General features: G+C 64.5%; 17 protein-coding genes. 15 read left to right on the plus strand and 2 right to left on the minus strand.

Going from position 1 to position 26,060, the window contains the following annotated elements; all coding sequences use genetic code 11:
* Positions 1–14: 14 nt before the first annotated feature.
* The 3 genes from potA to ACK2SD_RS00980 are packed head-to-tail and all read left to right on the plus strand — an operon-like array spanning position 15 to position 2,964.
* Positions 15–1,157, plus strand: coding sequence for a polyamine ABC transporter ATP-binding protein (gene potA, locus ACK2SD_RS00970; protein WP_029614919.1), 1,143 nt, complete (start codon positions 15–17; stop codon positions 1,155–1,157).
* The gene (locus ACK2SD_RS00975) at positions 1,154–2,074 is read left to right on the plus strand and encodes an ABC transporter permease subunit (protein WP_029614920.1); all 921 of its coding nucleotides are present in this window, start codon (positions 1,154–1,156) and stop codon (positions 2,072–2,074) included. The genes potA and ACK2SD_RS00975 overlap by 4 nt, the downstream gene beginning before the upstream one ends.
* Positions 2,071–2,964, plus strand: a complete 894-nt coding sequence (locus tag ACK2SD_RS00980) for an ABC transporter permease subunit (RefSeq protein WP_029614921.1) — start codon at positions 2,071–2,073, stop codon at positions 2,962–2,964. The genes ACK2SD_RS00975 and ACK2SD_RS00980 overlap by 4 nt, the downstream gene beginning before the upstream one ends.
* Before the next feature lie 138 nt (positions 2,965–3,102).
* Here the strand turns inward: ACK2SD_RS00980 and ACK2SD_RS00985 are convergent, their stop codons facing one another.
* On the minus strand, positions 3,103–4,263 hold the full coding sequence (locus ACK2SD_RS00985) for an AAA family ATPase (protein WP_039581740.1): 1,161 nt from the start codon (positions 4,261–4,263) through the stop codon (positions 3,103–3,105).
* A 143-nt stretch (positions 4,264–4,406) separates the two neighbouring features.
* Here ACK2SD_RS00985 and ACK2SD_RS00990 point away from each other — a divergent pair, with 143 nt between their 5' ends.
* The 8 genes from ACK2SD_RS00990 (at position 4,407) to ACK2SD_RS01025 (ending at position 13,846) form a co-directional block, all read left to right on the plus strand.
* Positions 4,407–5,495 carry an efflux RND transporter periplasmic adaptor subunit gene (locus tag ACK2SD_RS00990; protein ID WP_412461127.1) on the plus strand — a complete coding sequence of 363 codons (1,089 nt, stop codon included), beginning with the start codon at positions 4,407–4,409 and terminating at the stop codon, positions 5,493–5,495.
* Positions 5,492–6,559: an efflux RND transporter periplasmic adaptor subunit gene (locus ACK2SD_RS00995; protein WP_412461128.1), complete on the plus strand. Its 1,068-nt coding sequence runs from the start codon at positions 5,492–5,494 to the stop codon at positions 6,557–6,559. Before ACK2SD_RS00990 ends, ACK2SD_RS00995 begins: the two co-directional genes overlap by 4 nt.
* Entirely contained in the window at positions 6,556–9,606 is a 3,051-nt protein-coding gene (locus tag ACK2SD_RS01000) for an efflux RND transporter permease subunit (RefSeq protein ID WP_039581732.1), read from the plus strand. The genes ACK2SD_RS00995 and ACK2SD_RS01000 overlap by 4 nt, the downstream gene beginning before the upstream one ends.
* Positions 9,607–9,810: 204 nt before the next feature.
* On the plus strand, positions 9,811–9,993 hold the full coding sequence (oscA, locus tag ACK2SD_RS01005) for a sulfur starvation response protein OscA (RefSeq protein ID WP_029615266.1): 183 nt from the start codon (positions 9,811–9,813) through the stop codon (positions 9,991–9,993).
* Positions 9,994–10,039: 46 nt separating this feature from the next.
* Positions 10,040–11,047, plus strand: a complete 1,008-nt coding sequence (locus ACK2SD_RS01010) for a sulfate ABC transporter substrate-binding protein (protein ID WP_039581729.1) — start codon at positions 10,040–10,042, stop codon at positions 11,045–11,047.
* Between the two features lie 101 nt (positions 11,048–11,148).
* Positions 11,149–11,967, plus strand: a complete 819-nt coding sequence (gene cysT, locus ACK2SD_RS01015; protein WP_039581727.1) for a sulfate ABC transporter permease subunit CysT — start codon at positions 11,149–11,151, stop codon at positions 11,965–11,967.
* A 13-nt stretch (positions 11,968–11,980) separates the two neighbouring features.
* Positions 11,981–12,853 (plus strand): sulfate ABC transporter permease subunit CysW, encoded by an 873-nt coding sequence (gene cysW, locus ACK2SD_RS01020; RefSeq protein ID WP_029612536.1) that lies wholly within the window; start codon positions 11,981–11,983, stop codon positions 12,851–12,853.
* Between the two features lie 3 nt (positions 12,854–12,856).
* Positions 12,857–13,846 (plus strand): sulfate/molybdate ABC transporter ATP-binding protein, encoded by a 990-nt coding sequence (locus ACK2SD_RS01025; RefSeq protein WP_039581723.1) that lies wholly within the window; start codon positions 12,857–12,859, stop codon positions 13,844–13,846.
* Between the two features lie 44 nt (positions 13,847–13,890).
* Here the strand turns inward: ACK2SD_RS01025 and ACK2SD_RS01030 are convergent, their stop codons facing one another.
* A complete protein-coding gene (locus tag ACK2SD_RS01030) occupies positions 13,891–15,675 on the minus strand; it encodes a monovalent cation:proton antiporter-2 (CPA2) family protein (protein ID WP_039581721.1) in 1,785 nt (594 codons plus the stop codon).
* 447 nt (positions 15,676–16,122) lie between these two features.
* Between ACK2SD_RS01030 and ACK2SD_RS01035 the strand changes: the two genes are divergently transcribed.
* The 4 genes from ACK2SD_RS01035 to ACK2SD_RS01050 all read left to right on the plus strand — a co-directional run bounded on the left by ACK2SD_RS01035 (position 16,123) and on the right by ACK2SD_RS01050 (position 26,056).
* Positions 16,123–16,980: a phage tail protein gene (locus ACK2SD_RS01035; RefSeq protein ID WP_412461129.1), complete on the plus strand. Its 858-nt coding sequence runs from the start codon at positions 16,123–16,125 to the stop codon at positions 16,978–16,980.
* Between the two features lie 65 nt (positions 16,981–17,045).
* A complete protein-coding gene (locus ACK2SD_RS01040) occupies positions 17,046–18,026 on the plus strand; it encodes a tetratricopeptide repeat protein (RefSeq protein ID WP_412461130.1) in 981 nt (326 codons plus the stop codon).
* A gap of 48 nt (positions 18,027–18,074) precedes the next feature.
* Positions 18,075–24,377, plus strand: a complete 6,303-nt coding sequence (locus tag ACK2SD_RS01045; RefSeq protein ID WP_412461131.1) for a YDG domain-containing protein — start codon at positions 18,075–18,077, stop codon at positions 24,375–24,377.
* 5 nt (positions 24,378–24,382) lie between these two features.
* Positions 24,383–26,056 (plus strand): ShlB/FhaC/HecB family hemolysin secretion/activation protein, encoded by a 1,674-nt coding sequence (locus tag ACK2SD_RS01050; protein ID WP_412461132.1) that lies wholly within the window; start codon positions 24,383–24,385, stop codon positions 26,054–26,056.
* Positions 26,057–26,060 lie beyond the last annotated feature (4 nt).

The raw sequence follows: 26,060 nt of genomic DNA on the forward strand, positions 1-26,060 counted from the left end.
TGGGAGTTTCACTCATGGCAGTTGCCTCCGGTGCCTATAAGAAAGCCCTCGAGGGTGGCCAGCAACCCAAGCAGGTGCTGGTCAAGATCGACCGGGTCACGAAGAAGTTCGACGAAACCGTCGCCGTGGACGATGTGTCCCTGGAGATCCGCAAGGGCGAGATTTTCGCTCTGCTCGGCGGTTCCGGATCGGGCAAGTCCACCTTGCTGCGCATGCTCGCCGGCTTCGAACGTCCCACCGAAGGGCGGATCTTCCTCGATGGCGTGGACATCACCGACATGCCGCCCTACGAGCGGCCGATCAACATGATGTTCCAGTCCTACGCGTTGTTCCCGCACATGACCGTGGCGCAGAACATCGCCTTCGGCCTGCAGCAGGACAAGATGCCCAAGGCCGATATCGAAGCCCGCGTGACCGAGATGCTCAAGCTGGTGCACATGACCCAGTACGCCAAGCGCAAGCCGCACCAGCTCTCCGGCGGCCAGCGTCAGCGCGTGGCCCTGGCCCGTTCGCTGGCCAAGCGCCCCAAGCTGCTGCTGCTCGACGAACCGATGGGCGCGCTGGACAAGAAGCTGCGCTCGCAGATGCAACTGGAACTGGTGGAGATCATCGAGCGGGTCGGCGTGACCTGCGTGATGGTCACCCACGACCAGGAAGAGGCCATGACCATGGCCCAGCGCATCGCCATCATGCACCTGGGCTGGATCGCCCAGATCGGCTCGCCTGTGGATATCTACGAGACCCCCACCAGCCGCCTGGTCTGCGAGTTCATCGGCAACGTCAACCTGTTCGAAGGTGAAGTGATCGACGACGCCGAAGGCCACGCGCTGATCGCCTCGCCGGAGCTGGAGCGCAAGATCTACGTCGGTCACGGCGTCAGCACCTCGGTCGAGGACAAGCACATCACCTACGCACTGCGTCCCGAGAAGCTGCTGGTCACCACCACCCAGCCCGATTTCGAGCACAACTGGTCGCGTGGCAAAGTCCATGACATCGCCTACCTGGGCGGTCACTCGGTGTTCTACGTGCAACTGCCCAGCGGCAAGATCGTCCAGTCCTTCGTCGCCAACGCCGAGCGCCAGGGCGCACGGCCGACCTGGGACGACGAAGTGTTCGTCTGGTGGGAAGACGACAGCGGCGTGGTACTGCGCTCATGAAACCACGAAAGCTCAAACGAGCCCTCAAGCGCATCGTCCCGGAGGGACGCCACCTGGTGATCGGCGTGCCGTTCATCTGGCTGTTCCTGTTCTTCATGCTGCCGTTCTTCATCGTGCTGAAGATCAGCTTCGCCGAAGCCGACGTGGCCATTCCGCCGTACACCGAGATCTACACCTACGTCGAGGACAAGATCCAACTGGTGCTGAACCTGGCCAACTACGGCCTGCTCACCGAAGACGACCTGTACATCTCGGCCTACCTGGGTTCGCTCAAGGTCGCCTTCTTCAGCACCCTGCTGTGCCTGCTGATCGGCTACCCCATGGCCTACGCCATCTCCAAGGCGCAGAAGGAGTACCAGACGGTGCTGCTGCTGCTGATCATGATGCCGACCTGGACCGCGATCCTGATCCGCGTCTATGCCTGGATGGGCATCCTCAGCAACAACGGGCTGCTCAACAGCTTCCTGCTGTGGACCGGGCTGATCGACCAGCCGCTGCAGATCCTCAACACCAACCTGGCGGTGTACATCGGCGTGGTCTATTCGTACCTGCCGTTCATGATCCTGCCGCTGTACGCGAACCTGGTGAAGCATGACCAGAGCCTGCTGGAAGCGGCCAGCGACCTGGGCTCGAGCACCTTCAACAGCTTCTGGAAGATCACCGTGCCGCTGTCGAAGAACGGCATCATCGCCGGCTGCATGCTGGTGTTCATCCCGGTGGTGGGCGAGTTCGTCATCCCCGAACTGCTCGGCGGCCCGGAAACCCTGATGATCGGTAAAGTGCTCTGGCAGGAATTCTTCAACAACCGCGACTGGCCGGTGGCCTCGGCATTGGCCGTGGTGATGCTGGCGATCCTGATCGTGCCGATCCTGCTGTTCAACCGCAGCCAGGCCAAGGAAATGGAGGGCAGGGCATGAAGCGCTTCGGTTTCTCCAAGCTGATGCTGGTGCTCGGCTTGCTGTTCATCTACTTGCCGATGCTGATCCTGGTGATCTACTCGTTCAACGCCTCGAAGCTGGTGACGGTGTGGGGCGGTTGGTCGGTGAAGTGGTACGTCGGCCTGCTCGACAACACCCAGTTGATGGGGTCGGTCATGCGCTCGCTGGAAATCGCCTGCTACACGGCGGTGGCCGCGGTGGCGCTGGGCACGTTGGCCGCCTTCGTGTTGACCCGGGTCACCCGCTTCAAGGGCCGCACCCTGTTCGGGGGCCTGGTCACCGCACCGTTGGTGATGCCCGAGGTGATCACCGGTCTGTCGCTGTTGCTGCTGTTCGTGGCCATGGCGCAGATGATCGGCTGGCCGCAGGAGCGTGGCATCGTCACCATCTGGATCGCCCACACCACGTTCTGCGCGGCCTATGTGGCGGTGGTGGTGTCGGCACGCTTGCGCGAGCTGGACCTGTCGATCGAGGAAGCGGCGATGGACCTGGGTGCCAAGCCGTGGAAGGTGTTCATCCTGATCACCATCCCGATGATCGCGCCGTCGCTGGCGGCCGGTGGCATGATGTCCTTCGCCCTGTCGCTGGATGACCTGGTGCTAGCCAGCTTCGTGTCCGGCCCCGGCTCGACCACCTTGCCGATGGAGGTGTTCTCGGCGGTGCGTCTGGGCGTGAAGCCTGAGATCAACGCCGTGGCGAGCCTGATCCTGCTCTCGGTGTCGTTGGTGACCTTCCTGGTGTGGTACTTCAGCCGTCGCGCCGAAGAACGCCGCCGCAAGGCCATCCAGCAGGCCATCGAGGAAGGGGCTGCGGCGAACGTCGGCCAGCCCCAGGTCCGGCGTCCGGTGCAGACGGCTGCGTCGACCTGACCGGGCCTGTCGCGGGTAAGTCGCTGCTGCGATCTACCCGCGACCGGCACGCCCGCGTATCCACGCCAGACCGCATCTCCCTGCCAACGCCGACCGATCCGCTCCACCCCGCACGATCACCCGATCGTGCACCTTCGGCTAATCGGGCCAGTTCCACATCGGTCGATCCAGCATGCCTTGGCCCACCAGCACGGTCTGGCCCAGGGCCTTGTCCAGTTGGATCGAATTGCACCGTTCATCCTGTTCCAGCGCCGCCACCAGACGCGGCGCGTGGGACACCACCCATACCTGGCAGTCGCGCGAGGCCCGCACGATCAGCCGCGCCAGCGCCGGCAGCAGGTCCGGGTGCAGGCTGGTTTCCGGCTCGTTGAGCACCATCATGCTCGGCGGCCTGGGCGTGAGCAGCGCCGCCACCAGCAACAGGTAGCGCAGCGTGCCGTCCGACAGCTCTGCAGCGCTGAGCGGGCGCAGCAGGCCGGGCTGGTAGAAGCGCAGGCTGAACAGCCCACCGGCCTCGGCGTCGACCTTGACCTGGGCGCCGGGAAAGGCGTCGCTGACCGCCGCGTTCAGCGCCTGCAGGTCGCCGATCTCGTCGATGGTCTGCAACGCCGCCGCCAGGTCGCGGCCGTCGTGATGCAGCACCGGGGTGCGGGTGCCCAGGCGCGACTGGCGTGCCGGGGCGTCGGGGTCGGTGCGGAAGTGGTCGTAGAAGCGCCAACTGCGGATGCGCTCACGCAGGTGCAGCACCTCGGGCGAGCCGTGCAGACTGCCCACCTGGTCGAACAGGCTGTCGAACTCGCTCAGGTGCTGGTGCAGGACCTGCCACTGACGCCCGTCGCGCGCCTTGACCATCGCGGCCTTGCGCTGCACCAGCAGGCTGGCGGGTCGGCACACCGGTCCTGCCCACAACGCCTCCTGCTTGATCTGCGGATCGAGGGCGAACTTGGAGCGGGTCGGTGGCGGTAAACCCAGGCTGATGGCATAGCCGAAGTCGTCCCCGGCGAAGCCCATTTTCAGGCGCTTGACCTCCTGACGCGGGCCACCCTCGACCGCGACCTCGCCCGACAGCATGCGCCGGGTGATGTGTTCCGGCCCGGCCCAGAACGTGGAGTCCAGACCGCCCTCGGCGGCCAGGGCATTGATCACCCCGCCGCGACCGGTTTCGGCCAGCAGGCGCAGGGCCTTGTACAAATTGGATTTACCACTGCCGTTGGCACCTGTGATCACATTCAGTGGTCCCAAGGGCATGACCAGTTCGTTGATCGAGCGGTAGTTGGCGATGGCCAATGTGGTGAGCATGTGCGGTCCTCGACGCGGGTGCGAGGGCGCAGTATGGTCCATCGGCAAGCTTGGCCGCTGTACGTCGTTACTGTTTGTGGAACCCTGAACTACCCTGAGCAGTCGCATCCCACGAATCATTTGCGCGCAAGCAAGGAGCCGGCATGTCGTTTACGCGTGCGCTGTCGATCGTCTTTCTGGGGGCGATGAGCGTGCTTTCAGGCTGCGAGGGAAAACCGCCCGCCGCAGAGCTGCCGCGTGTCGGTGTGACGCGCGTGGAGTCGCGCGACTTCGCCGCCAACGTCACCCTCACCGGCGATATCCAGGCACGGGTGCAGACCGACCTGTCGTTCCGCGTGGGCGGCAAGATCATTGCCCGCAGCGTCGATGTGGGCGACCACGTGAAGGCCGGGCAAGTGCTTGCGCGCCTGGACCCCAAGGATCTGCAGAACAACGTGGACTCGGCCAAGGCTGCCGTGTTCGCCGAGCAGGCGCGGGTCACCCAGACCCGCGCCGCGTTCGTGCGCCAGCAGAAACTGCTGCCCAAGGGCTACACCAGCCAGAGCGAGTACGACTCGGCCGAGGCCGCCCTGCGCAGCAGCCAGAGCGCGCTCAAGGCTGCCCAGGCGCAACTGGCCACGGCCCGTGAGCAGTTGGGCTACACCGGGCTCGTGTCCGAGGCGGACGGGGTGATCACTGCGCGCCAGGCCGAGGTCGGGCAGGTGGTGCAGGCCACCATGCCGATCTTCTCCCTGGCTGCCGATGGCGACCGCGATGCCGTGTTCAACGTCTATGAATCACTGCTGGTGGCGCCGTCCAGCGACGAAAGCATGACGGTGCGCTTGCTGGACAACCCCAAAATCCAAGCCCAGGGGCGCATCCGCGAAGTCACGCCCACGGTGTCCGCCCAGAGCGGCACGGTGCAGGTCAAGGTCGCCCTGCGCGAGGTGCCGCCGGCCATGCAGCTCGGCTCGCCGGTCACCGCCACTGCCCGTGCCCAGGCCCGGCCCAGCGTCGAGCTGCCCTGGTCGAGCCTGACCAAGGCCCTGCACGCGCCGGCGGTGTGGGTGGTCGGTGACGGCGACAAGGTCGAGTTGCGCAAGGTTCAGGTGGCGCGTTATCTCACCGGGCGCGTGGTGATCGGCGAAGGCCTGAAAGGCGGCGAAGCCGTGGTGGTCAGCGGCGGGCAACTGCTGCATCCCGGCATGCAGGTCGAGACCGTCGATGCCAAGGCCCCGGAGGTACAGCCATGAAGGTGCTGCTGATGATGCTGGGCGCCCTGGTGCTGTTGGGCGGCTGCAAGGGCGACGACGACAAGCCCGAGCCGGTGCGGCCGGTGCTGTCCACCGTGGTGCAGCCTTTGTCCCAGGCGCAGTTGGGCCGCTTCGCCGGTAACATCGAGGCGCGTTATGAAAGCACGCTGGGCTTTCGCGTGTCCGGTCGCATCGCCCGGCGCTGGGTGGATGTCGGCGCGCAGGTCGAGGCAGGCCAGACCCTCGCCACCCTCGACCCCACCGATCAACAGAACCAACTGCGCGCTGCCGAGGGCGACCTGGCCAGGGTCCAGGCGCAGTGGATCAATGCCCAGGCCAACGCCCGCCGCCAGCAGCAACTGTATGACCGTGGCGTCGGCGCCCAGGCTCAACTGGACATCGCCCAGACCGACCTGAAGACCAGCAGCGCCTCGCTGGAGCAGGCGCGCGCGTCGGTCAGCCAGGCCCGTGACCAGTTGGGCTACAGCACGCTCAAGGCCGATCACGCCGCTGTGGTCACCGCTTGGCGCGCCGAGGCTGGGCAAACGGTGAGTGCCGGCCAGGAAGTGGTCACGCTGGCGCGCCCCGACGTCAAGGAGGCGGTGATCGACCTGCCGATCCCGGTTGCCGAGCAGCTCAGCCCATCGCTGGTGTTCACCGTCGCCTCGCAACTGGACCCGAGCATCGCCACCACCGCCACCCTGCGCGAGCTCGAGCCCCAGGCCGATGCCGCCACCCGGACCCGCCGCGCGCGGCTGACCCTGGCCAGCACGCCGCCGGCCTTCCACCTGGGCACTGCAGTGGGTGTCACCCTCAGCTCGGCCATCAGCCCACGTAGCGAGCTGCCGGCCACCGCGCTGATCGAGCGCGAGGGCAAGACCCTGGTGTGGGTGGTCGATCCGCAACAGCACAGCGTAGCGACCCGCGAGGTCACGCTCATCGACCGCGACGCCAAGCGCATCGTGGTCGCCAGCGGCTTGCAGCCGGGCGAGCGCGTGGTCACTGCGGGCGTCAACAGCCTCAAACCGGGCCAGCCGGTCAAAGTCGACGAGGACGCACGATGAAAGGACGCTTCAACCTGTCGGACTGGGCGCTCAAGCACCAGTCCTTCGTGTGGTACCTGATGTTCGTCGCCTTGCTGATGGGCGTGTTCTCCTACATGAACCTGGGACGCGAAGAAGATCCGTCCTTCACCATCAAGACCATGGTCATCCAGACCCGCTGGCCGGGCGCGACCCAGGACGAAACCCTGTACCAGGTCACCGACCGCATCGAGAAAAAGCTCGAAGAGCTGGATTCACTCGACTACGTCAAGAGCTACACCCGCCCCGGCGAGTCGACGGTGTTCGTGTACCTGCGCGACACCACCCAGGCCGAGGACATTCCGCAGATCTGGTACCAGGTGCGCAAGAAGATCCAGGACATCCGTGGCGAGTTTCCGCAAGGCTTGCAGGGTCCGGCCTTCAACGACGAGTTCGGCGACGTGTTCGGGTCGATCTACGCCTTCACCACCGATGGTTTGGACCTGCGCCAGTTGCGCGACTATGTCGAGCAGGTGCGCGCCGAGGTGCGCGAAGTGCCGAACATCGGCAAGGTCGAGACCATCGGTGTGCAGAACGAGGTGCTCTACCTGAACTTCTCCACCCGCAAGCTGGCGGCGCTGGGCATCGATCAACGCCAGGTCATGCAGGCCCTGCAAGCGCAGAACGCGGTGACCCCGGCTGGGGTGATCGAGGCCGGTCCCGAGCGCATCTCGGTGCGTACCACGGGCCAGTTCGCCTCGGAGAAAGACCTGCAAGTGGTCAACCTGCGCATCAACGATCGTTTCTTCCGCCTGGCCGACATCGCCGACATCGAGCGCGGCTTCCAGGATCCGCCGGCGCCTATGTTCCGCTACAACGGCCAGACCGCCATCGGCCTGGCGATCGGCATGAAGAAGGGCGGCAACATTCAGGAATTCGGCAAGGTCCTGCGCGAGAAGATGGACGCCATCACCGCCGAGTTGCCGGTCGGGGTGGGCGTGCATACCGTGTCGAACCAGGCGCGGGTGGTCGAAGACGCCGTCGGCGGCTTCACCAGCGCGTTGTTCGAGGCGGTGATCATCGTGCTGGTGGTCAGCTTCATCAGCCTGGGCATCCGTGCCGGGCTGGTGGTGGCCTGCTCGATCCCGCTGGTGCTGGCGATGGTCTTCGTGTTCATGGAGTACAGCGGCATCACCATGCAGCGCATTTCCCTGGGCGCGCTGATCATCGCCCTGGGCCTGCTGGTGGACGATGCGATGATCACCGTGGAGATGATGGTCACGCGCCTGGAAATGGGCGAGAGCAAGCAGGAGGCGGCCACGTACGCCTATACCTCGACCGCCTTCCCGATGCTCACCGGCACCTTGGTCACGGTGGCCGGCTTCGTGCCCATCGGCCTCAACGCCAGCTCGGCGGGCGAATACACCTTCACCTTGTTCGCGGTGATCGCGGTGGCGCTGCTGGTGTCCTGGGTGGTGGCGGTGTTTTTCGCCCCGGTGCTCGGGGTGCACATCCTCAGCAGCAAGGTCAAACCCCATGACGAAGAACCGGGGCGCATTGGCCGCGCCTTCGAGGGCAGCCTGCTGTGGTGCATGCGCCATCGCTGGCTGACCATCATCGGCACCGTGCTGCTGTTCGCCCTGGCGCTGTTGAGCATGCGCTTCGTGCAGAACCAGTTCTTCCCGTCCTCGGACCGGCCGGAAATCCTGCTCGACCTGAACCTGCCGCAGAATGCCTCGATCCAGGAAACCCGTCGCGTGGTCGATCGCCTCGAAGCGACGCTCAAGGACGATCCGGACATCGACCACTGGAGCACCTACATCGGCCAGGGCGCGGTGCGCTTCTACCTGCCGCTCGACCAGCAATTGCAGAACCCGTATTACGCCCAGTTGGTGATCGTCAGCACGGGCCTGGAGCAGCGCAACGCGCTGATCGCCAAGTTGCAGGAGCGTCTGCGCAAGGACTTCGTCGGCATCGGCACCAACGTGCAATCGCTGGAAATGGGGCCACCGGTGGGCCGGCCGATCCAGTACCGCGTAAGTGGCAAGGACATCGACGAGGTGCGCAAGCACGCCATCGACCTGGCCACCCTGCTCGACAAGAATCCCAACATCGGCGAGATGATGTACGACTGGAACGAGCCGGGCAAAGTGCTGCGCGTGGAGATCGCCCAGGACAAGGCGCGGCAGTTGGGGCTGTCGTCCGAGGACGTGGCCAATGTGATGAACAGCATCGTCAGCGGCGCGCCCGTCACCCAGGTCAACGACGAGATCTACTTGATCGACGTGGTGGCGCGGGCCAAGGACAGCGAGCGCGGCTCGCCGGACACCCTGCAGGACCTGCAGATCGTCAGCCCCAGCGGCGTGTCGATTCCGCTGCTGTCGTTCGCCACGGTGCGCTACGAGCTGGAGCAGCCGCTGGTGTGGCGTCGCGATCGCAAACCGACCATCACCATCAAGGCCTCGGTCAATGGCGACATCCAGCCCACCGACCTGGTGGCCCAGCTCAAGCCGAAGATCGACGAGTTCGCCGGTTCCCTGCCGGTCGGCTACGAAGTGGCCACCGGCGGCACGGTGGAGGAAAGCGGCAAGGCCCAGGGTCCGATCGCCAAAGTGCTGCCGCTGATGCTGTTCCTCATGGCGACCTTCCTGATGATCCAGTTGCACAGCGTGCAGAAGCTGTTCCTGGTGGCCAGCGTGGCGCCGCTGGGGTTGATCGGCGTGGTCCTGGCACTGGTACCGACCGGTACGCCGATGGGCTTCGTGGCGATTCTGGGGATACTCGCGCTGATCGGCATCATCATCCGCAACTCGGTGATCCTGGTGACCCAGATCGATGCCTTCGAGGCCGATGGCTACGCGCCGTGGGATGCCGTGGTGGAGGCTACCAATCACCGCCGCCGACCGATCCTGCTCACCGCCGCGGCGGCCAGCCTGGGCATGATCCCCATTGCCCGCGAGGTATTCTGGGGCCCGATGGCCTACGCCATGATCGGCGGCATCATCAGCGCAACGCTGTTGACCCTGCTGTTCCTGCCAGCGCTGTACGTGGCCTGGTACAAGATCCGCGAGCCGCAGGAAAAACACTGAGGCCGCTGGCTGCACGCTCCTGTAGGCGCACTGGCGCCGCGCCTACAGGGATCGCGGGGTCAGGCCTGGATGTGACCTTACTAAAAGTTATATAAACATTCTTAAACATTATTTTTAAGAATATCCCGCCCTCACTACTATTGCCCTCAAGCCAGGCGCAATTCCTCCCCTCTGCCCGGCACCCCGACTCAACGGAGAACGAGCATGAGTGCATCGCTGCGCAGCATCGACGGACAGGACGAAGCCACCATTCTGCGTGAGATCCAGAGCGCCCTGCGCGACCTGCGCTATGGCGCGGTGGAGATCACCGTGCACAACGCCCAGGTGGTGCAGATCGAGCGCAAGGAGAAGTTTCGCCTGCAGCAGCCAGGGCAGAAGTCCGGCTGATCGCCAACACCTCTAATTAGAAAACACCCTTTTCAGGAGCTTCAGCATGTCCATCCGCCGTTACGCGCTCGCCGCCCTGGCCAGCGCTGTGTTTGCCGGTTCCGCGATCGCCAAGGACTACGAACTGCTCAACGTGTCCTACGACCCGACCCGTGAGCTGTACCAGCAGTACAACGCCGAGTTCATCAAGCACTGGCAACAGGCGCATCCGGACGACAAGGTGAAGATCCAGCAGTCCCATGGCGGTTCGGGCAAGCAGGGCCGGGCAGTGATCGACGGCCTGCGCGCCGACGTGGTGACCTTGGCGCTGGCGGGCGACATCGACGAAATCGCCAAGCTCGGCAAGACCTTGCCCGAGAACTGGCAGACCCGCCTGCCGGACGCCAGCACCCCCTACACCTCGACCATCGTGTTCCTGGTGCGCAAGGGCAACCCCAAGGGCATCAAGGATTGGGGCGACCTGATCAAGAAGGACGTTTCGGTCATTACCCCGAACCCGAAAACCTCCGGCGGTGCCCGCTGGAACTTCCTGGCTGCCTGGGCCTACGGCCTGAAGAGCGGCGGCAGCGAGGACAAGGCCAAGGCCTACGTGCAGGAGCTGTTCAAGCATGTGCCGGTGCTCGATACCGGTGCGCGCGGCTCGACCATCACCTTCGTCAACAACGGTCAGGGTGACGTGCTGCTGGCCTGGGAAAACGAAGCCTTCCTGGCGCTCAAGGAAGACGGTGGCAGCGACAAGTTCGAGATCGTCGTGCCGTCGCTGTCGATCCTGGCCGAGCCGCCGGTGGCGGTGGTGGACAAGAACGCCGAGAAGAAAGGCAATACCGCGATCGCCACCGAATACCTCAAGTACCTGTACAGCCCGGCCGGGCAGAAGATCGCTGCCGAGAACTTCTACCGTCCCCGTGACGAGAAGGTCGCTGCCGAGTTTGGCAAGCAGTTCCCGAAACTGGACCTGGTGACCATCGACAAGGACTTCGGCGGCTGGAAAACTGCACAGCCGAAGTTCTTCAACGATGGCGGTGTGTTCGACCAGATCTACCAGGCGCAATGAATCACCGGGGCTGCGTTGCGGCCCCCGAATGCAACACCCTTCAGTAGCCTGCAGCGGCCCGGGAGCGCTCCCGGGCTGCGTGCGTTCAACCAGGGATTCCTATGTCACGTCGCATTTCCCCCGTCATACCCGGCTTCGGGCTGACGCTGGGCTACACACTGGTGTACCTCAGCCTGATCGTGCTGATACCGCTGGCCGCCATGTTCATTCATGCCGCCCAGCTCACCTGGGAGCAGTTCTGGACCATCGTCAGCGCACCGCGTGTGCTCGCTGCGCTGAAGCTGAGTTTCGGCACTGCCCTGTGCGCCGCGCTCATCAATGGGGTGATCGGCACCCTGTTGGCCTGGGTGCTGGTGCGCTACACCTTTCCCGGCCGCAAGATCATCGACGCGATGATCGACCTGCCGTTCGCCCTGCCCACCGCCGTGGCCGGCATCGCCCTGACCGCGCTGTATGCGCCGTCCGGCTGGGTCGGTCAGTTCGCCACCGACCTGGGCCTGAAGATCGCCTACACGCCGCTGGGCATCACTCTGGCGCTGACCTTCGTCACCCTGCCGTTCGTGGTGCGCACGGTACAGCCGGTGCTCGCCGACATCCCGCGTGAAGTCGAGGAAGCCGCCGCGTGCCTGGGCGCCAAGCCGTTGCAAGTGTTCCGTCATGTGCTGGCGCCGGCGCTGCTGCCGGCCTGGCTCACCGGTTTCGCCCTGGCCTTCGCCCGAGGCGTGGGCGAGTACGGTTCGGTGATCTTCATCGCCGGCAACATGCCGATGAAGACCGAGATCCTGCCGCTGCTGATCATGGTCAAGCTCGACCAATACGACTACACCGGCGCCACCGCCATCGGCGTGCTGATGCTGGTGGTTTCCTTCATCCTGCTGCTGCTGATCAACCTGCTTCAGCGGCGCATCGAAACCCCTTGAAGGAGGCCCGGTCATGTCTTCATCCACTCTGAACGCAAGCGCTGCCGCCAATGCCGCCCGCCGTGGCAGCGCCACCTCACGGCGCGTGCTGATCGGCCTCGGTTGGCTGGTGTTCGCGCTGTTCCTGCTGCTGCCGCTGGTGATCGTGGTGTCGCAGGCGCTGAAAAACGGCTTCGGCACCTTCTTCGAGGCGATCTTCGAGGCCGACGCGCTGGCGGCGCTCGAACTCACGTTGCTCGCCGTGGTGATCTCGGTGCCCTTGAACCTGGTGTTCGGTGTCAGCGCTGCGTGGTGCGTGAGCAAGTACAGCTTCCGTGGCAAGAGCGTGCTGGTCACCCTGATCGACCTGCCGTTCTCGGTCTCGCCGGTGATCGCCGGCCTGGTCTACGTGCTGATGTTCGGCGCCCAGGGCCTGTTCGGGCCGTGGTTGCAGGACCACGATATCCAGATCGTCTTCGCCCTGCCGGGCATCGTCCTGGCGACCATCTTCGTCACCGTGCCCTTCGTCGCTCGCGAACTGATCCCGCTGATGCAGGAGCAGGGCACCCAGGAGGAGGAGGCCGCGCGCCTGCTGGGCGCCAACGGCTGGCAGATGTTCTGGCACGTCACCTTGCCGAACATCAAGTGGGGCCTGATCTACGGCGTGGTGCTGTGCACCGCCCGGGCCATGGGCGAATTCGGCGCGGTGTCGGTGGTGTCCGGGCACATTCGCGGCGTCACCAACACCTTGCCGCTGCACGTGGAGATCCTCTACAACGAGTACAACCACGTGGCGGCCTTCAGCGTGGCCAGCCTGCTGCTGATCCTGGCGCTCTTCATCCTGCTGCTCAAGCAGTGGAGCGAGAACCGAATTAACCGCCTGCGCCACAGCGCCGCGGAGGAATGAGTCATGTCGATCGAAGTTCGTAACGTCAGCAAGCGCTTCAACAGTTTCCAGGCCCTGAACGCCATCAACCTGGATATCCACAGCGGTGAGCTGGTGGCGTTGCTCGGCCCGTCCGGCTGCGGCAAGACCACCCTGCTGCGCATCATCGCCGGTCTGGAAACCCCGGACGATGGCAGCATCGTGTTCCATGGCGAGGATGTGTCCGGCCACGACGTGCGCGATCGCAACGTCGGCTTCGTGTTCCAGCACTACGCCCTGTTCCGTCACATGAGCGTGTTCGACAACGTCGCCTTCGGTCTGCGCATGAAGCCCAAGGGCGAGCGGCCGAGCGAAAGCCGCATCGCCGAGAAGGTTCATGAGCTGCTGAACATGGTGCAGCTCGACTGGCTCGCCGACCGCTACCCCGAGCAGTTGTCCGGCGGGCAGCGTCAGCGCATCGCCCTGGCCCGCGCCCTGGCGGTGGAGCCCAAGGTGCTGCTGCTCGACGAGCCGTTCGGCGCCCTGGATGCCAAGGTGCGCAAGGAGCTGCGCCGCTGGCTGGCGCGTTTGCACGAGGACATCAACCTGACCTCGGTGTTCGTCACCCACGATCAAGAAGAGGCCATGGAAGTGGCCGACCGCATCGTGGTGATGAACAAGGGCGTGATCGAGCAGATCGGTTCGCCGGGCGAGGTGTACGAGCAGCCGGCCAACGACTTCGTCTATCACTTCCTGGGCGACTCCAATCGCCTGGCCCTGAGCGAAGGCAACCACGTGCTGTTCCGTCCGCATGAGGTGTCGCTGTCGCGCCACGAGACCGAAGGCCATCACGCCGCCGAGGTGCGCGACATCCGCCCGCTGGGCGCGACCACGCGGGTGACCTTGAAGGTCGAAGGGCAGAGCGAGCTGATCGAGGCCGAAGTGGTCAAGGACCATGACAGCCTCACCGGTCTGGCGCGCGGCGAGACGCTGTTCTTCCGGCCCAAGGTCTGGCAGAAGGTGACGGACGTTTGAGTTCGCGTGCCGCTCATGAGGGCTGCCGAGCAGCCCTCTGAGGTTCAGTCGTTGTCGGACTCGAACAAGCGCTGCAGCTCGACCCGGGCTTCCTGCGCGGTCTGCATCACCTTGGCGCGGTCGTCACGCACACGCCCCTGGGCCTCCAGCACCTGCTGGTCGTGCTCGGTGAAGCGCTGGATGCGATCGGCCGCCTGGGCCTCGCTCAGGCCCAGGCCGATCAGGGTCAGGCGGGTCATCTCCAGGCTCGAGTAATACGTCTCGCGAATCGGCTCGGCACCTACGTCCACCAGCTTGTGCACATGCTGGCGGTTACGCGCCCGGGCGATGACTTTCAGGTGCGGGTATTCCTGTTTTACCCGTTCGGCGATGCGCACGGCGGCCTCGGCATCGTCGATGGTGATCACGAAATACTCCGCCTGGCCGACCTTGGCCGCATGCAGCACCTCCGGGCGCAGCGGATCGCCATAGAACACCGGCGCCTGCTCGAAGGAGCGGGTCATTTCGATCGCATCCACCGAGGTGTCCAGCGCGATGAACGGCACCTTCTGCGCGCGCAGGATCCGCGCCACGATCTGGCCCATGCGGCCCATGCCGATGATCACCACCCGTGGCGTATCGGCCTGGATGCTGCGGTAATGCTCGGGCACCTCGCGGGCCGGCGCCGGGCGTTTGATCAGCCGCGCGCTGGCCAGCAGCAATAGCGGCGTGAGGGCCATCGACAGGGTGATGGTCATCAGCAGCAGGTCGTAGGTGTAGGCGTCGAACAGGCCCTCGTCCTTGCCCAGCTTGAACACCACGAAGGCGAATTCGCCGCCAGCGGCCAGCACCAGTCCCAGGCGTAGCGCGCTGACTCGGCTCAGCCCGCCGACCGCGCGTCCCACCAGCATCAGCAGCGGCAGTTTCACCGCTACCAGCAACAGCGTCAGGCCCAGCAGCAGGACAGGTGCGTCGAGCAGAAGACCGAGGTTGGCGCCCATGCCCACGCTGATGAAGAACAGCCCCAGCAGCAGCCCCTTGAAGGGTTCGATCTGCGACTCCAGTTCGTGCCGGTACTCCGAGTCCGCCAGCAGCAGGCCGGCGAGGAAGGCGCCCAGGGCCATGGAAATGCCGGCCTCTTCCATCAACCAGGCGGTGCCGATCACCACCAGCAGCGCTGTGGCGGTGGACACCTCCGGCAGCCCGGTACGAGCGACGATGCGAAACAGCGGGCGCAGCAGGTAGCGCCCGCCGACGATAACGATGGCGATGCTGCCGACGATGCGCAGGCCATGCTCGAGGTTGTCGCCGTGGCTGTTGTCCGGTCCGCTGGCCAGCAGCGGCACCAAGGCGATCAACGGAATGGCTGCGATGTCCTGGAACAGCAGGATGGCGAAGGCCAGACGGCCGTGCGGGGCATTCAGTTGCCGGCTTTCGGCCAGGCTCTGCAGGCCCAGCGCGGTGGACGACAGCGCCAGGCCGAGGCCCAGCACCACCGCAGCAGACAGCGTCTGGCCGAAGCCGAACCAGGCGATGGCGCCGATCAGGCAGCCGGTCAGCAGCACCTGCGCCAGGCCTGCGCCGAATACCGCCTTGCGCATCAGCCACAGGCGCCGCGGCGAGAGTTCGAGGCCGATGATGAACAGCAGCAGGACCACGCCCAGCTCGGAGATGTGCGCCACGCTTTCGGTGTCGCGAATCAGGCCCAGTGCCTGCGGGCCGATGGCGACCCCCGCCAGCAGGTAACCGATTACCGCGCCCAGTTGCAGGCGTTTGGCCAAGGGCACGGCGACCACGGCGGCAAGCAGGAAGATGACGGCGGTCTGCAGCAGGCTGCCTTCTGGGGGCATGGGGAAACTCCGGAAAAAGAGGCGTGGTCATAATGCCATCAGAAAAAAGTGCACGCTTGCCACTAAAGCGCTAATCTCCTGCGTGAAGCGCTCCCTTGCGCGTTCAGATCATCTGCCAGCCCGCAGCTTCGGGTTGTCCGGCAAAGGTCATACAGGATATCCGTCGACAGACCGGCGGACAGGAGCACAGGATGCTTACCCATCGCGTAGTGGTTGCTCAGCTCGATCCGCGGGTGCTGATTCCAGCCACCCCTGTCTTTCCAATCGTTTCTACCGTTCCGATTTAACCCCTGCATGACTCACTCCGAGGCTCATTCGCGCGTCTCGGCGCACAGGTGAGCCTGAGTTTCGACAACGTGGAAATGGACTTACAGCCGCTTCGATATTCGACGACTGTGCTTTGAAACCGCTGTGCCCTCCCAACTTGCCTAAAGGAATCTGAGCAAGATGAAACTCTCCTCACAGAAATCCGTTTCTGCGCTAGCACTGTCCTGTGCCCTCGGCTTCATGGCCTGGAGCCCTTCCAGTTCCGCCTGCAACATGGAGCCTTACATCGCCAGTGTGTGCGTCATGGCGTTCGGCAATGGAACGCCTCAACTGCAAGGCTTCGGCAACAACCAGTACGTTCAGGCCGCAGGCCAGACGCTCAACATCAGTCAGTACAACGCGCTGTTCGCACTCATTGGTACGACGTACGGCGGGGATGGGCGAACCAACTTCATGTTGCCTGACCTGCGCGGTAGGGTCATCGTCGGTTTCGACAGCCGCAACAGTGCGCAGCCGATCGGGAAAACGGGGGGCGCCGTGTCGCTCAAGCTGAGCATCGCGCAATTGCCCCCGCACGCGCTGCCGCTGAACAACCTGCCGGTGTCGATGAGCACCGTAACGGCGACCACCACGCTCTCCAGCCTCAGCGCCACTGCCAATCTGTCTGGCGTGAAGCTGGTCGGGCCGACCACCGGCCTGAAGTTGAACGGTTCTTCCTCGGGCGGGACCGGGACTCCAGGCGGGAACCTTCTGGGCAAGAGCGGCGGCGCGCAGGGCAACCTCTACAGCACCGCTGGTACGCCTGACGCGGTCCTCAATGCCGCGTCCATCTCGGGTGACCTGACGATGACGGTGAATAACGGCATCACCGCACCGGTCACGGTGACAGGCAATGCCACCACGACGCTGAACGGCAGCGCCCAGGTGAGTGGCGCGACCGGATCCATTGGTGGCGGTGCCGATGTACCGACGATGCCGCCCTATCTAGTCATGCCTTATTTCATCGCCGTCAGTGGCATCTTCCCCTCGAACAATTAGTCGGCGTTCGGCGTCGGGCGCGCGACTCCGCGCGTGCCGGCGCATGATTCGGACAAGGAGTCGTCGTGCGTCCAATCCTGTGGTTATTACTTTTGTTGAGTACGGGCGCGAGCGCTGCCCTGACGCCGTCCCCGGTACGTGATTTGCGTGTGGGCCTGGAGCGTGCGGACAAGGCCATGGCCGAGGCCGACTATCGGGTGGCCTATCAAGAGTATTCCCTGCACGCCGATAACAATGGACTGGCTCAATTCGCCCTGGGGCTTATCGAACAGCGGGGCTGGGGCCGGCCTGCCGACCCCACGGCAGCCTGTGGATGGTTCGGTCGTGCAGCGCACGCCTCGATCCCGACGGCCCAGCAATTTTACGGTGACTGCTACGCCCAAGGCATCGGTCTTGCGGTGGATGGTCAGGCGGCACTGAAGTGGTATCAGGCGGCAGTGAACGGTGGACTGGTCGCGGCAGCCTGCGCAGCCGGGCAGCTGTATATCGAAGGGCGACTGGTGGACAAGGATATCCCGCGCGGTCTGGCCCTCTGTACCTCGACCGCCCAGGCGCAGTCGACGCCCGCGATGATGACTTTGGCGGCGTATTACCAGAAAGGCAGTGAAGTGCCGCAGAACCTGACTCTGGCCAGGTTCTGGTACGAGCAGGCTGCACAACGGCATGTTCATGAGGCGCAATTTCAGCTCGGCCTGATGTTGAGCGAGGGGCAGGGCGGGGAGGCCGATCCGCAGAACGCCCGGTTCTGGCTGGAGCATGCGGCGATGGAGGGCTACGCACCGGCCTACCTCGCCACCGCCATCCTGTATGCCAACGCACCCGTCGATCCTCAGACAGGAGTGCTGACGCCCAAGGACCTGGCGAAGATCTACATGTGGAACAGCGCCGCGAAATCGGCGACGCACAATCAGCAGCAACTGGCCGAGATCGAGCGCATAGAAAAGCTGGTCCTGGCCGTAATGCCCGAGCAGTGGAAACCCGAGCTGGACCGCCGGGTGGCGGAGCATCTAGCCAATGCCAGCAAACCCGATGCAATCGCGCAGTAAGCATCGGCATATAACAACGAGCGTATGCATCCGCATGGGAAGTCGACCATGAATCACGTCTACCGTCTTGTCTGGAGCCCGGCGCAACAGGCTCTGATCGCAGTCTCCGAGCTCACCCTCGGGCCTGGCAAGAAATCCCTGCGCAAGCTGTCCGTTGCCGTGATGGTGATGGCGAGCGCGGCCACTCCCCTGGCGCATGCGGGGCCACAAGGCGGTGAAATCACGGCGGGTGCCGGTAGCATCAGCCAGGCGGGCACCACCACGACCATCACTCAGGGCACGCAGAACCTCTCGGTCAACTGGCAGTCGTTCAACACCAGCAGTGCCGAATCGGTCAAGTTCGTGCAGCCTTCGAGCAGCGCCATCGCCGTCAACCGTATCAGCGATGTGAACCCCACGCAGTTCTTCGGCCAGTTGGACGCCAATGGCAAGGTCTATCTGGTCAACCCCAACGGCATCGTGTTCGGCGCGGGGTCGCAGGTGAACGTCGGTGGACTGGTGGCCTCCACACTCGATATCAGCGACCGGTCGCTGTCCGATCCGGCCCGCACGTTCAGCGGCAACGGTGCGGGCAGCATCGTCAACCAGGGCACCATCACCACCGCGCAGGGCGGCTACGTCGCTTTCCTCGGCAACAAGGTCGATAACCAAGGAACCATCAATACGCCGGGCGGCACGGCCGCGCTGGCCGCAGGCAGCGAGGTCACGCTGTCGTTCACCGGTGACAAGCTGGTCAACCTTCAGGTGGACAAGGGCACCCTGCAAGGGCTGGCGAGCAATGGTGGGCTGGTGCAGGCCGATGGCGGTACCGTGCTGATGTCGGCCGGGGCCAAGGACGCCGTGTTGGCCAGCGTGGTCAACAATACCGGCATCGTCCAGGCGCGCAGCGTGCAGAACATCAACGGCACCATCGTGCTGGGCGGCGGCGCTGACAGTACCGTCAGCAACAGCGGCACCCTCGATGCGTCCGGCACGCAGGTCGGCCAGACCGGGGGCACGGTGAAGGTGCTGGGCGAGACGGTGGCGCTGGCCGCCCAGAGTGCGATCGACGTGAGCGGCGACCTGGCGGGCGGCACCGCACTGGTGGGTGGCAACTTTCTTGGCGCCAGGCCTGAGCGCAATGCCAAGGCGGTCACCGTGGCGGCCGGCAGCCGCATCAAGGCCGACGCCATCAGCCAAGGCAAGGGCGGCAAGGTCGCGGTGTGGTCCGATGGCAGCACCACGTTCAACGGCGCCATCAGCGCCCAGGCCGGGCGCAACGGTGGCGACGGCGGATCCGTAGAGACGTCGGGCAAGCAGTTGAGCGTCGGCGCTGCGGCTGCGGTGACCACCCAGGCGTCCAAAGGCCAGGCAGGCGAATGGTTGCTCGATCCTCAGGACCTGAGGATCGGTGGTTTCTCTTCTGATCCATACGACATCAACTACGACCAGATCTCGCAGGCACTGGCCAACAACAACGTCACCATCAAGACCGGTCAAAGCGTGTCGTGTGCCGGCGTGGGTTGCAGCGCGGGTGTCTCGGGTAATGGCGACATCATCCTGCTGGACGGTATTTCCATCGGCAGTGGTTACTGGACCGGTTCGACTACCTTGACCCTGAGCGCTCTGCGCAACATCAGCTTCCGAGGCTCGGCGAGCATCGACGCCAGCGGCGGCAACGGCAGCATCGTGTTGCGTGCCGACAACATGGCCAGCGGAATCGGCACCATCGACATGGGCCGCAATGGCACGGTCTACGCCAACACTGGCTCGGTCAAGTTCTACTACAACCCCACCAGCTACACCTCGCCGACCGCGTATGAAAGCCTGATCGATCCGGACTACGGCAACAACCTTGTCAACGCGAGTAATTTCAATGCCTACATGCTGGTCAACGTCGTGGGTAGTGCTGCCAGCAAGACCTACGACGGCACAACGTCTGGTGTTGTCAGCGGCCTCTCGGTGCTGGGGAGCGGCCCGTCCGATGCCACGGTCGATTTGAGTGCTGCTACGGCGTCCTTCGCAGACAAAAATGCAGGGGCCAACAAAGCGGTCACGATCAGCGGTGTGACCCTCAGCGGCCCTGGTGCAAGCAAATACGCGCTCAACGGCTTGGACAGCAAGACCGCCACGATCAACAAGGCGACGCTCACCCTCACTGGCGTTACCGCGAACAGTAAGACCTATGACGGCACCACCGCCGCCACGCTCAGCGGTACTGCAACAGGCAACGGCCTCATTGCCGGGGATGTGGTTTCGGTCGTGGGCTCTGGCGCAGGCAGCAGCTTCGACAGCAAGAACGTGGGCACCGCGAAGGCCGTTACCCTCAATGGCTACACGCTTTCCGGCGCATCCGCAGGCAACTACAACCTGGTCATGCCAACGGGGCTGACTGCCAATGTCACCAGGGCCAACCTGGCGGTATCGGGCGTCAGCGCACAGAGCAAAACCTACGATGGCGGTACGGGCGCTACGCTGTCTGGCACGGCTGCCGTGTCAGCGTTGGGCAGTGATGTCGTGGCCGTGTCCGGCACGGGGACGGGCACTTTCGCTGACAAGAACGCAGGTTCGGGCAAAGCGGTGACTGTGGGTGGGTATACCCTGGTTGGCACCGATGCAGGCAACTACAACATCGTTCAGCCCACCGGCGTGACGGCGACCATCAGCAAAGCCAACCTGGCCGTCTCGGGCATCGCTGTGGCCGACAAGGTCTACGATGGCACTACGGCGGCGTCACTGGCCGGCAGCGCAACGGTCGCGCCGATTGGCGCCGATGTGGTGTCGGTGACAGGCTCAGGCAGCGCCAGCTTCGCCGACAAGAACGTCGGCGCCAACAAGGCGGTCAGTGTGTTCGGCTACGCGCTGTCGGGCGCGGATGCTGGCAACTACCAACTGGCGCCATCCTCAGGCCTGACGGCATCTATCAGCAAAGCGGACCTGGCGCTGTCGGGCATCGTTGCCAGCGACAAAACTTACGACGGCACCCGCGCGGCCACCCTCAGCGGGTTCGCCGTGGTTCAGCCGATTGGCGCCGATGTGGTCTCCGTATCGGGTAGCGGCAGCGGGCAATTCGTCGACAAGAACGCGGGCACTGGCAAGACGGTGTCGGTGACCGGCTACGGCCTGAGCGGTGCTGACGCCGGAAACTACAACCTGGTGTTGCCGAGCAATCTCACGGCCAACATCGGCAAAACCAGCCTGGTCGTTTCTGGAATCACCGCAGGTGACAAAACCTACGATGGCGGTACCGCCGCGACGCTGAACGGAACGGCCTCTGTGGCCGCGCTGGGCAGTGATGTGGTGTCGGTAGGCGGTACCGGCACTGCCGAGTTCGCCGACAAGAATGCTGGCTCGGGCAAGGCTGTGAGCGTGACCGGATACACCTTGGTCGGCGCCGACGCGGGCAACTACAACGCGGTCCAGCCCAGCGGCCTTACGGCCACCATCAACAAGGCCGATATCACCGTCAGCGGACTGAGCGTCGCTGACAAGACCTACGACGGCACCACCGCCGCGACTTTGTCGGGTAGCGCTTCGTTGACCCCATTCGGCAGCGATGTACTGAGCCTCAATGGCGCGGCTTCGGCTGCGTTCAGCGACAAGAACGCGGGCGTTGGCAAGTCGGTGCTCGTCAACGGCTTCACCCTCAGCGGTGCTGACGCTGGCAACTACACTTTGCGCCAGCCCACCGGGCTGACGGCCACCATCGCCAAGGCCGATCTGGCCTTGTCTGGCCTTGCGGCCAGCAGCAAGACCTATGACGGCACCACGGCCGCTACGTTGAGCGGAACCGCCAGTGTCACGGCGCTTGGGTCGGATGTCGTGTCGATTGCCGGGACTGCAAGCGGCAATTTCGCCAGCAAGCAAGCAGGCGTCGGAAAAGCGGTTTCCGTGACAGGTTATTCATTGGTCGGCGCCGATGCCGGCAACTACAACCTGGTGCAGCCAAGCAACCTGACGGCCGATATCGGCAAGGCCACGCTCGGCATCGTGGGTATTTCGGCAGCAAACAAAACCTACGACGGTACCACCGCCGCGAATCTCACCGGCACCGCCACGGTCAATGCCTTTGCTAGCGATGTGGTGTCGGTGGGCGGCCCAGTCACGGCGTCCTTCGCCGACAAGAACGTCGGCGCGGCCAAGGCTGTCACCGTAACCGGCTTCACCCTGTCCGGCGCCGACGCGGGTAACTATGACGTGCTCCAGCCCAGCGGCCTCTCTGCCAGCATCGGCAAAGCTGACATCAGCGTCACAGGCGTGAGCGCCGCCAACAAGACGTACGACGGCACCAGCGCCGCGACCTTGTCGGGTATCGCTACGGTGAGCGGGTTCGGCAGCGATGTGCTGAGCCTCAATGGCACTGCTTCGGGCGCCTTCAGCGACAAGAATGCGGGCGTTGGCAAAGCGGTCCTCGTCAACGGCTACACCCTCACCGGTGCCGACGCTGGCAACTACAACCTGCTTCAACCTGTGGCGTTGACCGCCACGATCGACAAGGCGAACTTGGCGTTGACCGGGTTGAGCGCCAACGGCAAAACCTACGACGGCACCACCGCCGCCACGCTGAGCGGGATCGCCAGTGTCTCGGCGCTCGGGGCAGATGCCGTGTCTGTTGTCGGCAATGCAAGCGGCAACTTCGCTGACAAGCAGGCCGGTCTTGGAAAGACGGTCTCCGTCACGGGTTACTCGCTGGTCGGCGCCGATGCCGGCAACTACAACCTGATGCAGCCAGCAAATCTCACTGCGGACATTGCCAGGGCCACGCTGGGCATCGTCGGTATCACGGCAGTGAACAAGACCTACGACGGCACCGCCGCCGCGAATCTCACCGGCACCGCCACGGTCAATGCGTTTGGCAGCGATGTGGTGTCGGTGAGCGGCCCTGTCACGGCGTCTTTCACCGACAAGAACGTCGGCGCGGCCAAGGCTGTCAGCGTAACCGGATACACCCTGTCCGGCGCCGACGCCGGCAACTACGAGGTGGCACCGCCCAGCGGCCTCTCTGCTAGCATCGACAAAGCTGATATCAGCGTCACAGGCGTGAACGTCGCCAACAAGACCTACGATGGCACCACCGCCGCGACCTTGTCGGGTATCGCTACAGTGAGCGGATTCGGCAGCGATGTGCTGAGCCTCAATGGCACTGCTTCGGGCGCCTTCAGCGACAAGAGTGCGGGCGTTGGTAAATCGGTCCTGGTCAACGGCTACACCTTGACCGGCGCGGACGCGCGCAACTACGCGCTGATCCAGCCAAGCGGCCTGACCGCCACGATCAGCAAGGCCAACCTAGCGCTGACCGGGCTTGGGGCCAACGACAAAATCTATGACGGCACCACGGTGGCGGCTTTGAGCGGAACCGCCAGCGTCTCGGCCATCGGGGCTGATGCCGTTGCGCTTTCCGGCAGTGCAATCGGCCGCTTCGCCGACAAGAACGTGGGCGCGGGCAAGGCCATTTCGGTCACTGGCGTGACGCTGGTGGGCGCCGATGCCGGCAATTACAACTTGGTGCAGCCGGCCAACCTGTCGGCCGACATTGCTAAAGCCACGCTTGGCATCACCGGTATCGCGGCCGCCAGCAAAACCTATGACGGCTCCACGGTGGCGACCCTGACGGGGACTGCTTCGGTCAATGGGTTCGGGTCCGATGCGGTTGCCGTCGGCGGTACGGGCACGGCCACCTTCGCCGACAAGAACGTCGGCACGGGCAAAGCCGTCACGGTCAGTGGCTATAGCCTCAATGGCGCCGACGCGACCAACTACAGTCTCGTCGCGCCCAGCGGGTTGACCGCAGCGATCACCCCGGCCAGCGTGTCACTCGCCGGCATCAATGCCCGCTCCAAGGTGTTCGATGGCACCACCACGGCCTTGGTCGATGCCAGCAGCGCGTCGTTGACAGGAGTGTTCACGGGCGACGACGTGGCGCTCGTGACCGCAGGCGCATTCGCCGACGCCACCGTCGGTGCGGGCAAGACGGTGAATCTGACCAGCCGGCTGCTGGGCGCTGACAGCTCGAACTATCTGCTCACCGGCCAGACGGTGGCGCTGGCGGACATCACGGCGGTTTCAGTCACCGTGCCCGTCACCCCGCCGGCACCGGTCCTGCCTGTCGTCAGGGTGCAGACCGCGGTCGCGCAGGTGCAGTCGTCCATCCTCGCGCCGCAGGCCACCGCGCAGCCGCAAGCGTTGAACCTGTCTTCGACCCTCGACATCCGCGATGACCAACAGGTCAAGACCGACCAGCAGCGTACAGAAGGCGATCGCAAGACCGCCCTGCTCAACACTGCCTCCGGCTTCGCCACGCCTGCTCCCTTGTTGAGCATCCAGAACGGTGGTGTGCAACTACCGCCCGTAGCCGCCCGCACCCAGCGATAATTTCAATGAAAAAAACTACCGTATCGTCGCTCCGTTACCGCCCCATGGCCGCCGCTCTGATGGTGGCCTGCATCACCCAGCCCTTGTCCGCCCAGACATTCCCGGACGCGGGCGTGATCCTGCAGCAGGTAGAGCCGAGCCTGCCACCTGTCCCGTCGTCGTCGGCACCGGCCTTGCAAACCCAGACCGGGAGCCCGACCGCGCTGCCCGAGTCGCCGCCGTTTCTGGTCAAGAAGCTACTGATCACTGGCAACACCCAGTTCACGGCCGATGAGCTGCATGCGTTGGTCGCGGACCAGGAGGGCCAGGCGCTGACCCTCTCGCAAATCAACGCAGTGGCCGGTCGGATCACGGCCTACTACCAGCAACGGGGCTATCCGTTGGCGCGGGCCATCATTCCTGCCCAGACGATCCAGGATGGCAACGTCACGCTCCTGGTCGTCGAGGCGCGTTACGGCCAGGTGCGACTGGACAACCGCAGCGACGTGCGCGACGGCCTGCTGAACTCCACGTTGGAACCGCTGCGCAGTGGCGCCGTGATCGATGACCCGTCACTTAACCGCAGCCTTTTGCTGCTCTCGGACATTCCGGGCGTGGGCGTGGCGGCCACGCTCAAACCGGGCGCGGCTGTCGGCACCTCCGATCTGGATGTCGCGACGGTGGACAATCCGGCGCCGCTGGCGACCGTTGCGCTGGACAACTTCGGCAACCGCTACATTGGCCGCGAGCGTCTGTCTGCCAACCTGAGTCTGCTCAACCCACTGCGACTGGGTGATGTATTCACGGCGACCCTGGTGTCCGCCGGAAGCGACATGAACTACGGGCGTCTGTCCTATGAGGCCTTGCTCAATGGACAAGGCACGCGCGCCGGAGTGGCCTACTCGCATCTGAAGTACCGCCTGGGCAACGACTTCGACGAATTGGATGCCAACGGCACCGCCGACTTGGCCAGCGTCTGGATCAGGCACCCGCTGTTGCGCAGCCGGGACAGCAACCTTTACGTGCAGGCGCAGTTCGACAACAAGCGTTTGCGCGATGACATCGATGCCACCGGCATCAGCAACGATCGTCACCTCAACAACTGGGTGCTGAGCCTCAATGGTGACCTGCGAGATGACCTGCTGGCGGGCGCTGTCAGCGCCTGGAGCGTCGGCTTGACCAGTGGCCGTGTGATCACCGATGAAGCGCCCGTGCAAAGGCAGCCCGAGGGTGGATTCTCCAAGCTCAATGCCAACTTCTCCCGCTTGCAGGGGCTGACGGCGAGCGACGCGATCTACCTGAACCTCGCTGCGCAGTGGAGCGATGTCAATCTCGACTCGGCGGAAAAACTGACGGTCGGCGGCCCCTATAGCGTGCGCGCCTACGACATCGGCGCGTTGTCGGGCGATACCGGCTATGCCGGCACGCTCGAATGGCGCCACGAGCTGGGTGCAGGATGGGCTGGCCGTTGGCAAGCGATCACCTTCTTCGACAGCGCCTACGTGAAAATCAATCGCCGACCCATTGGCGGCACCGATAACAGCGCCACCTTGTCCGGTGCGGGCGTGGGCTTGAACTGGAGTGGCCCGCAGCAGTGGCGTGCCTCTGCTTCAGTGGCTACGCCGGTGGGCAATGAGCCTTCGGTGGCGGGAAGTCAGTCGTCGGTGCGGGTCTGGGCGACGCTCAGCAAGGCGTTTTGAGCCG

Source organism: Pseudomonas sp. SC11 (assembly GCF_047039205.1).
Lineage (GTDB): Bacteria > Pseudomonadota > Gammaproteobacteria > Pseudomonadales > Pseudomonadaceae > Aquipseudomonas > Aquipseudomonas boreofloridensis.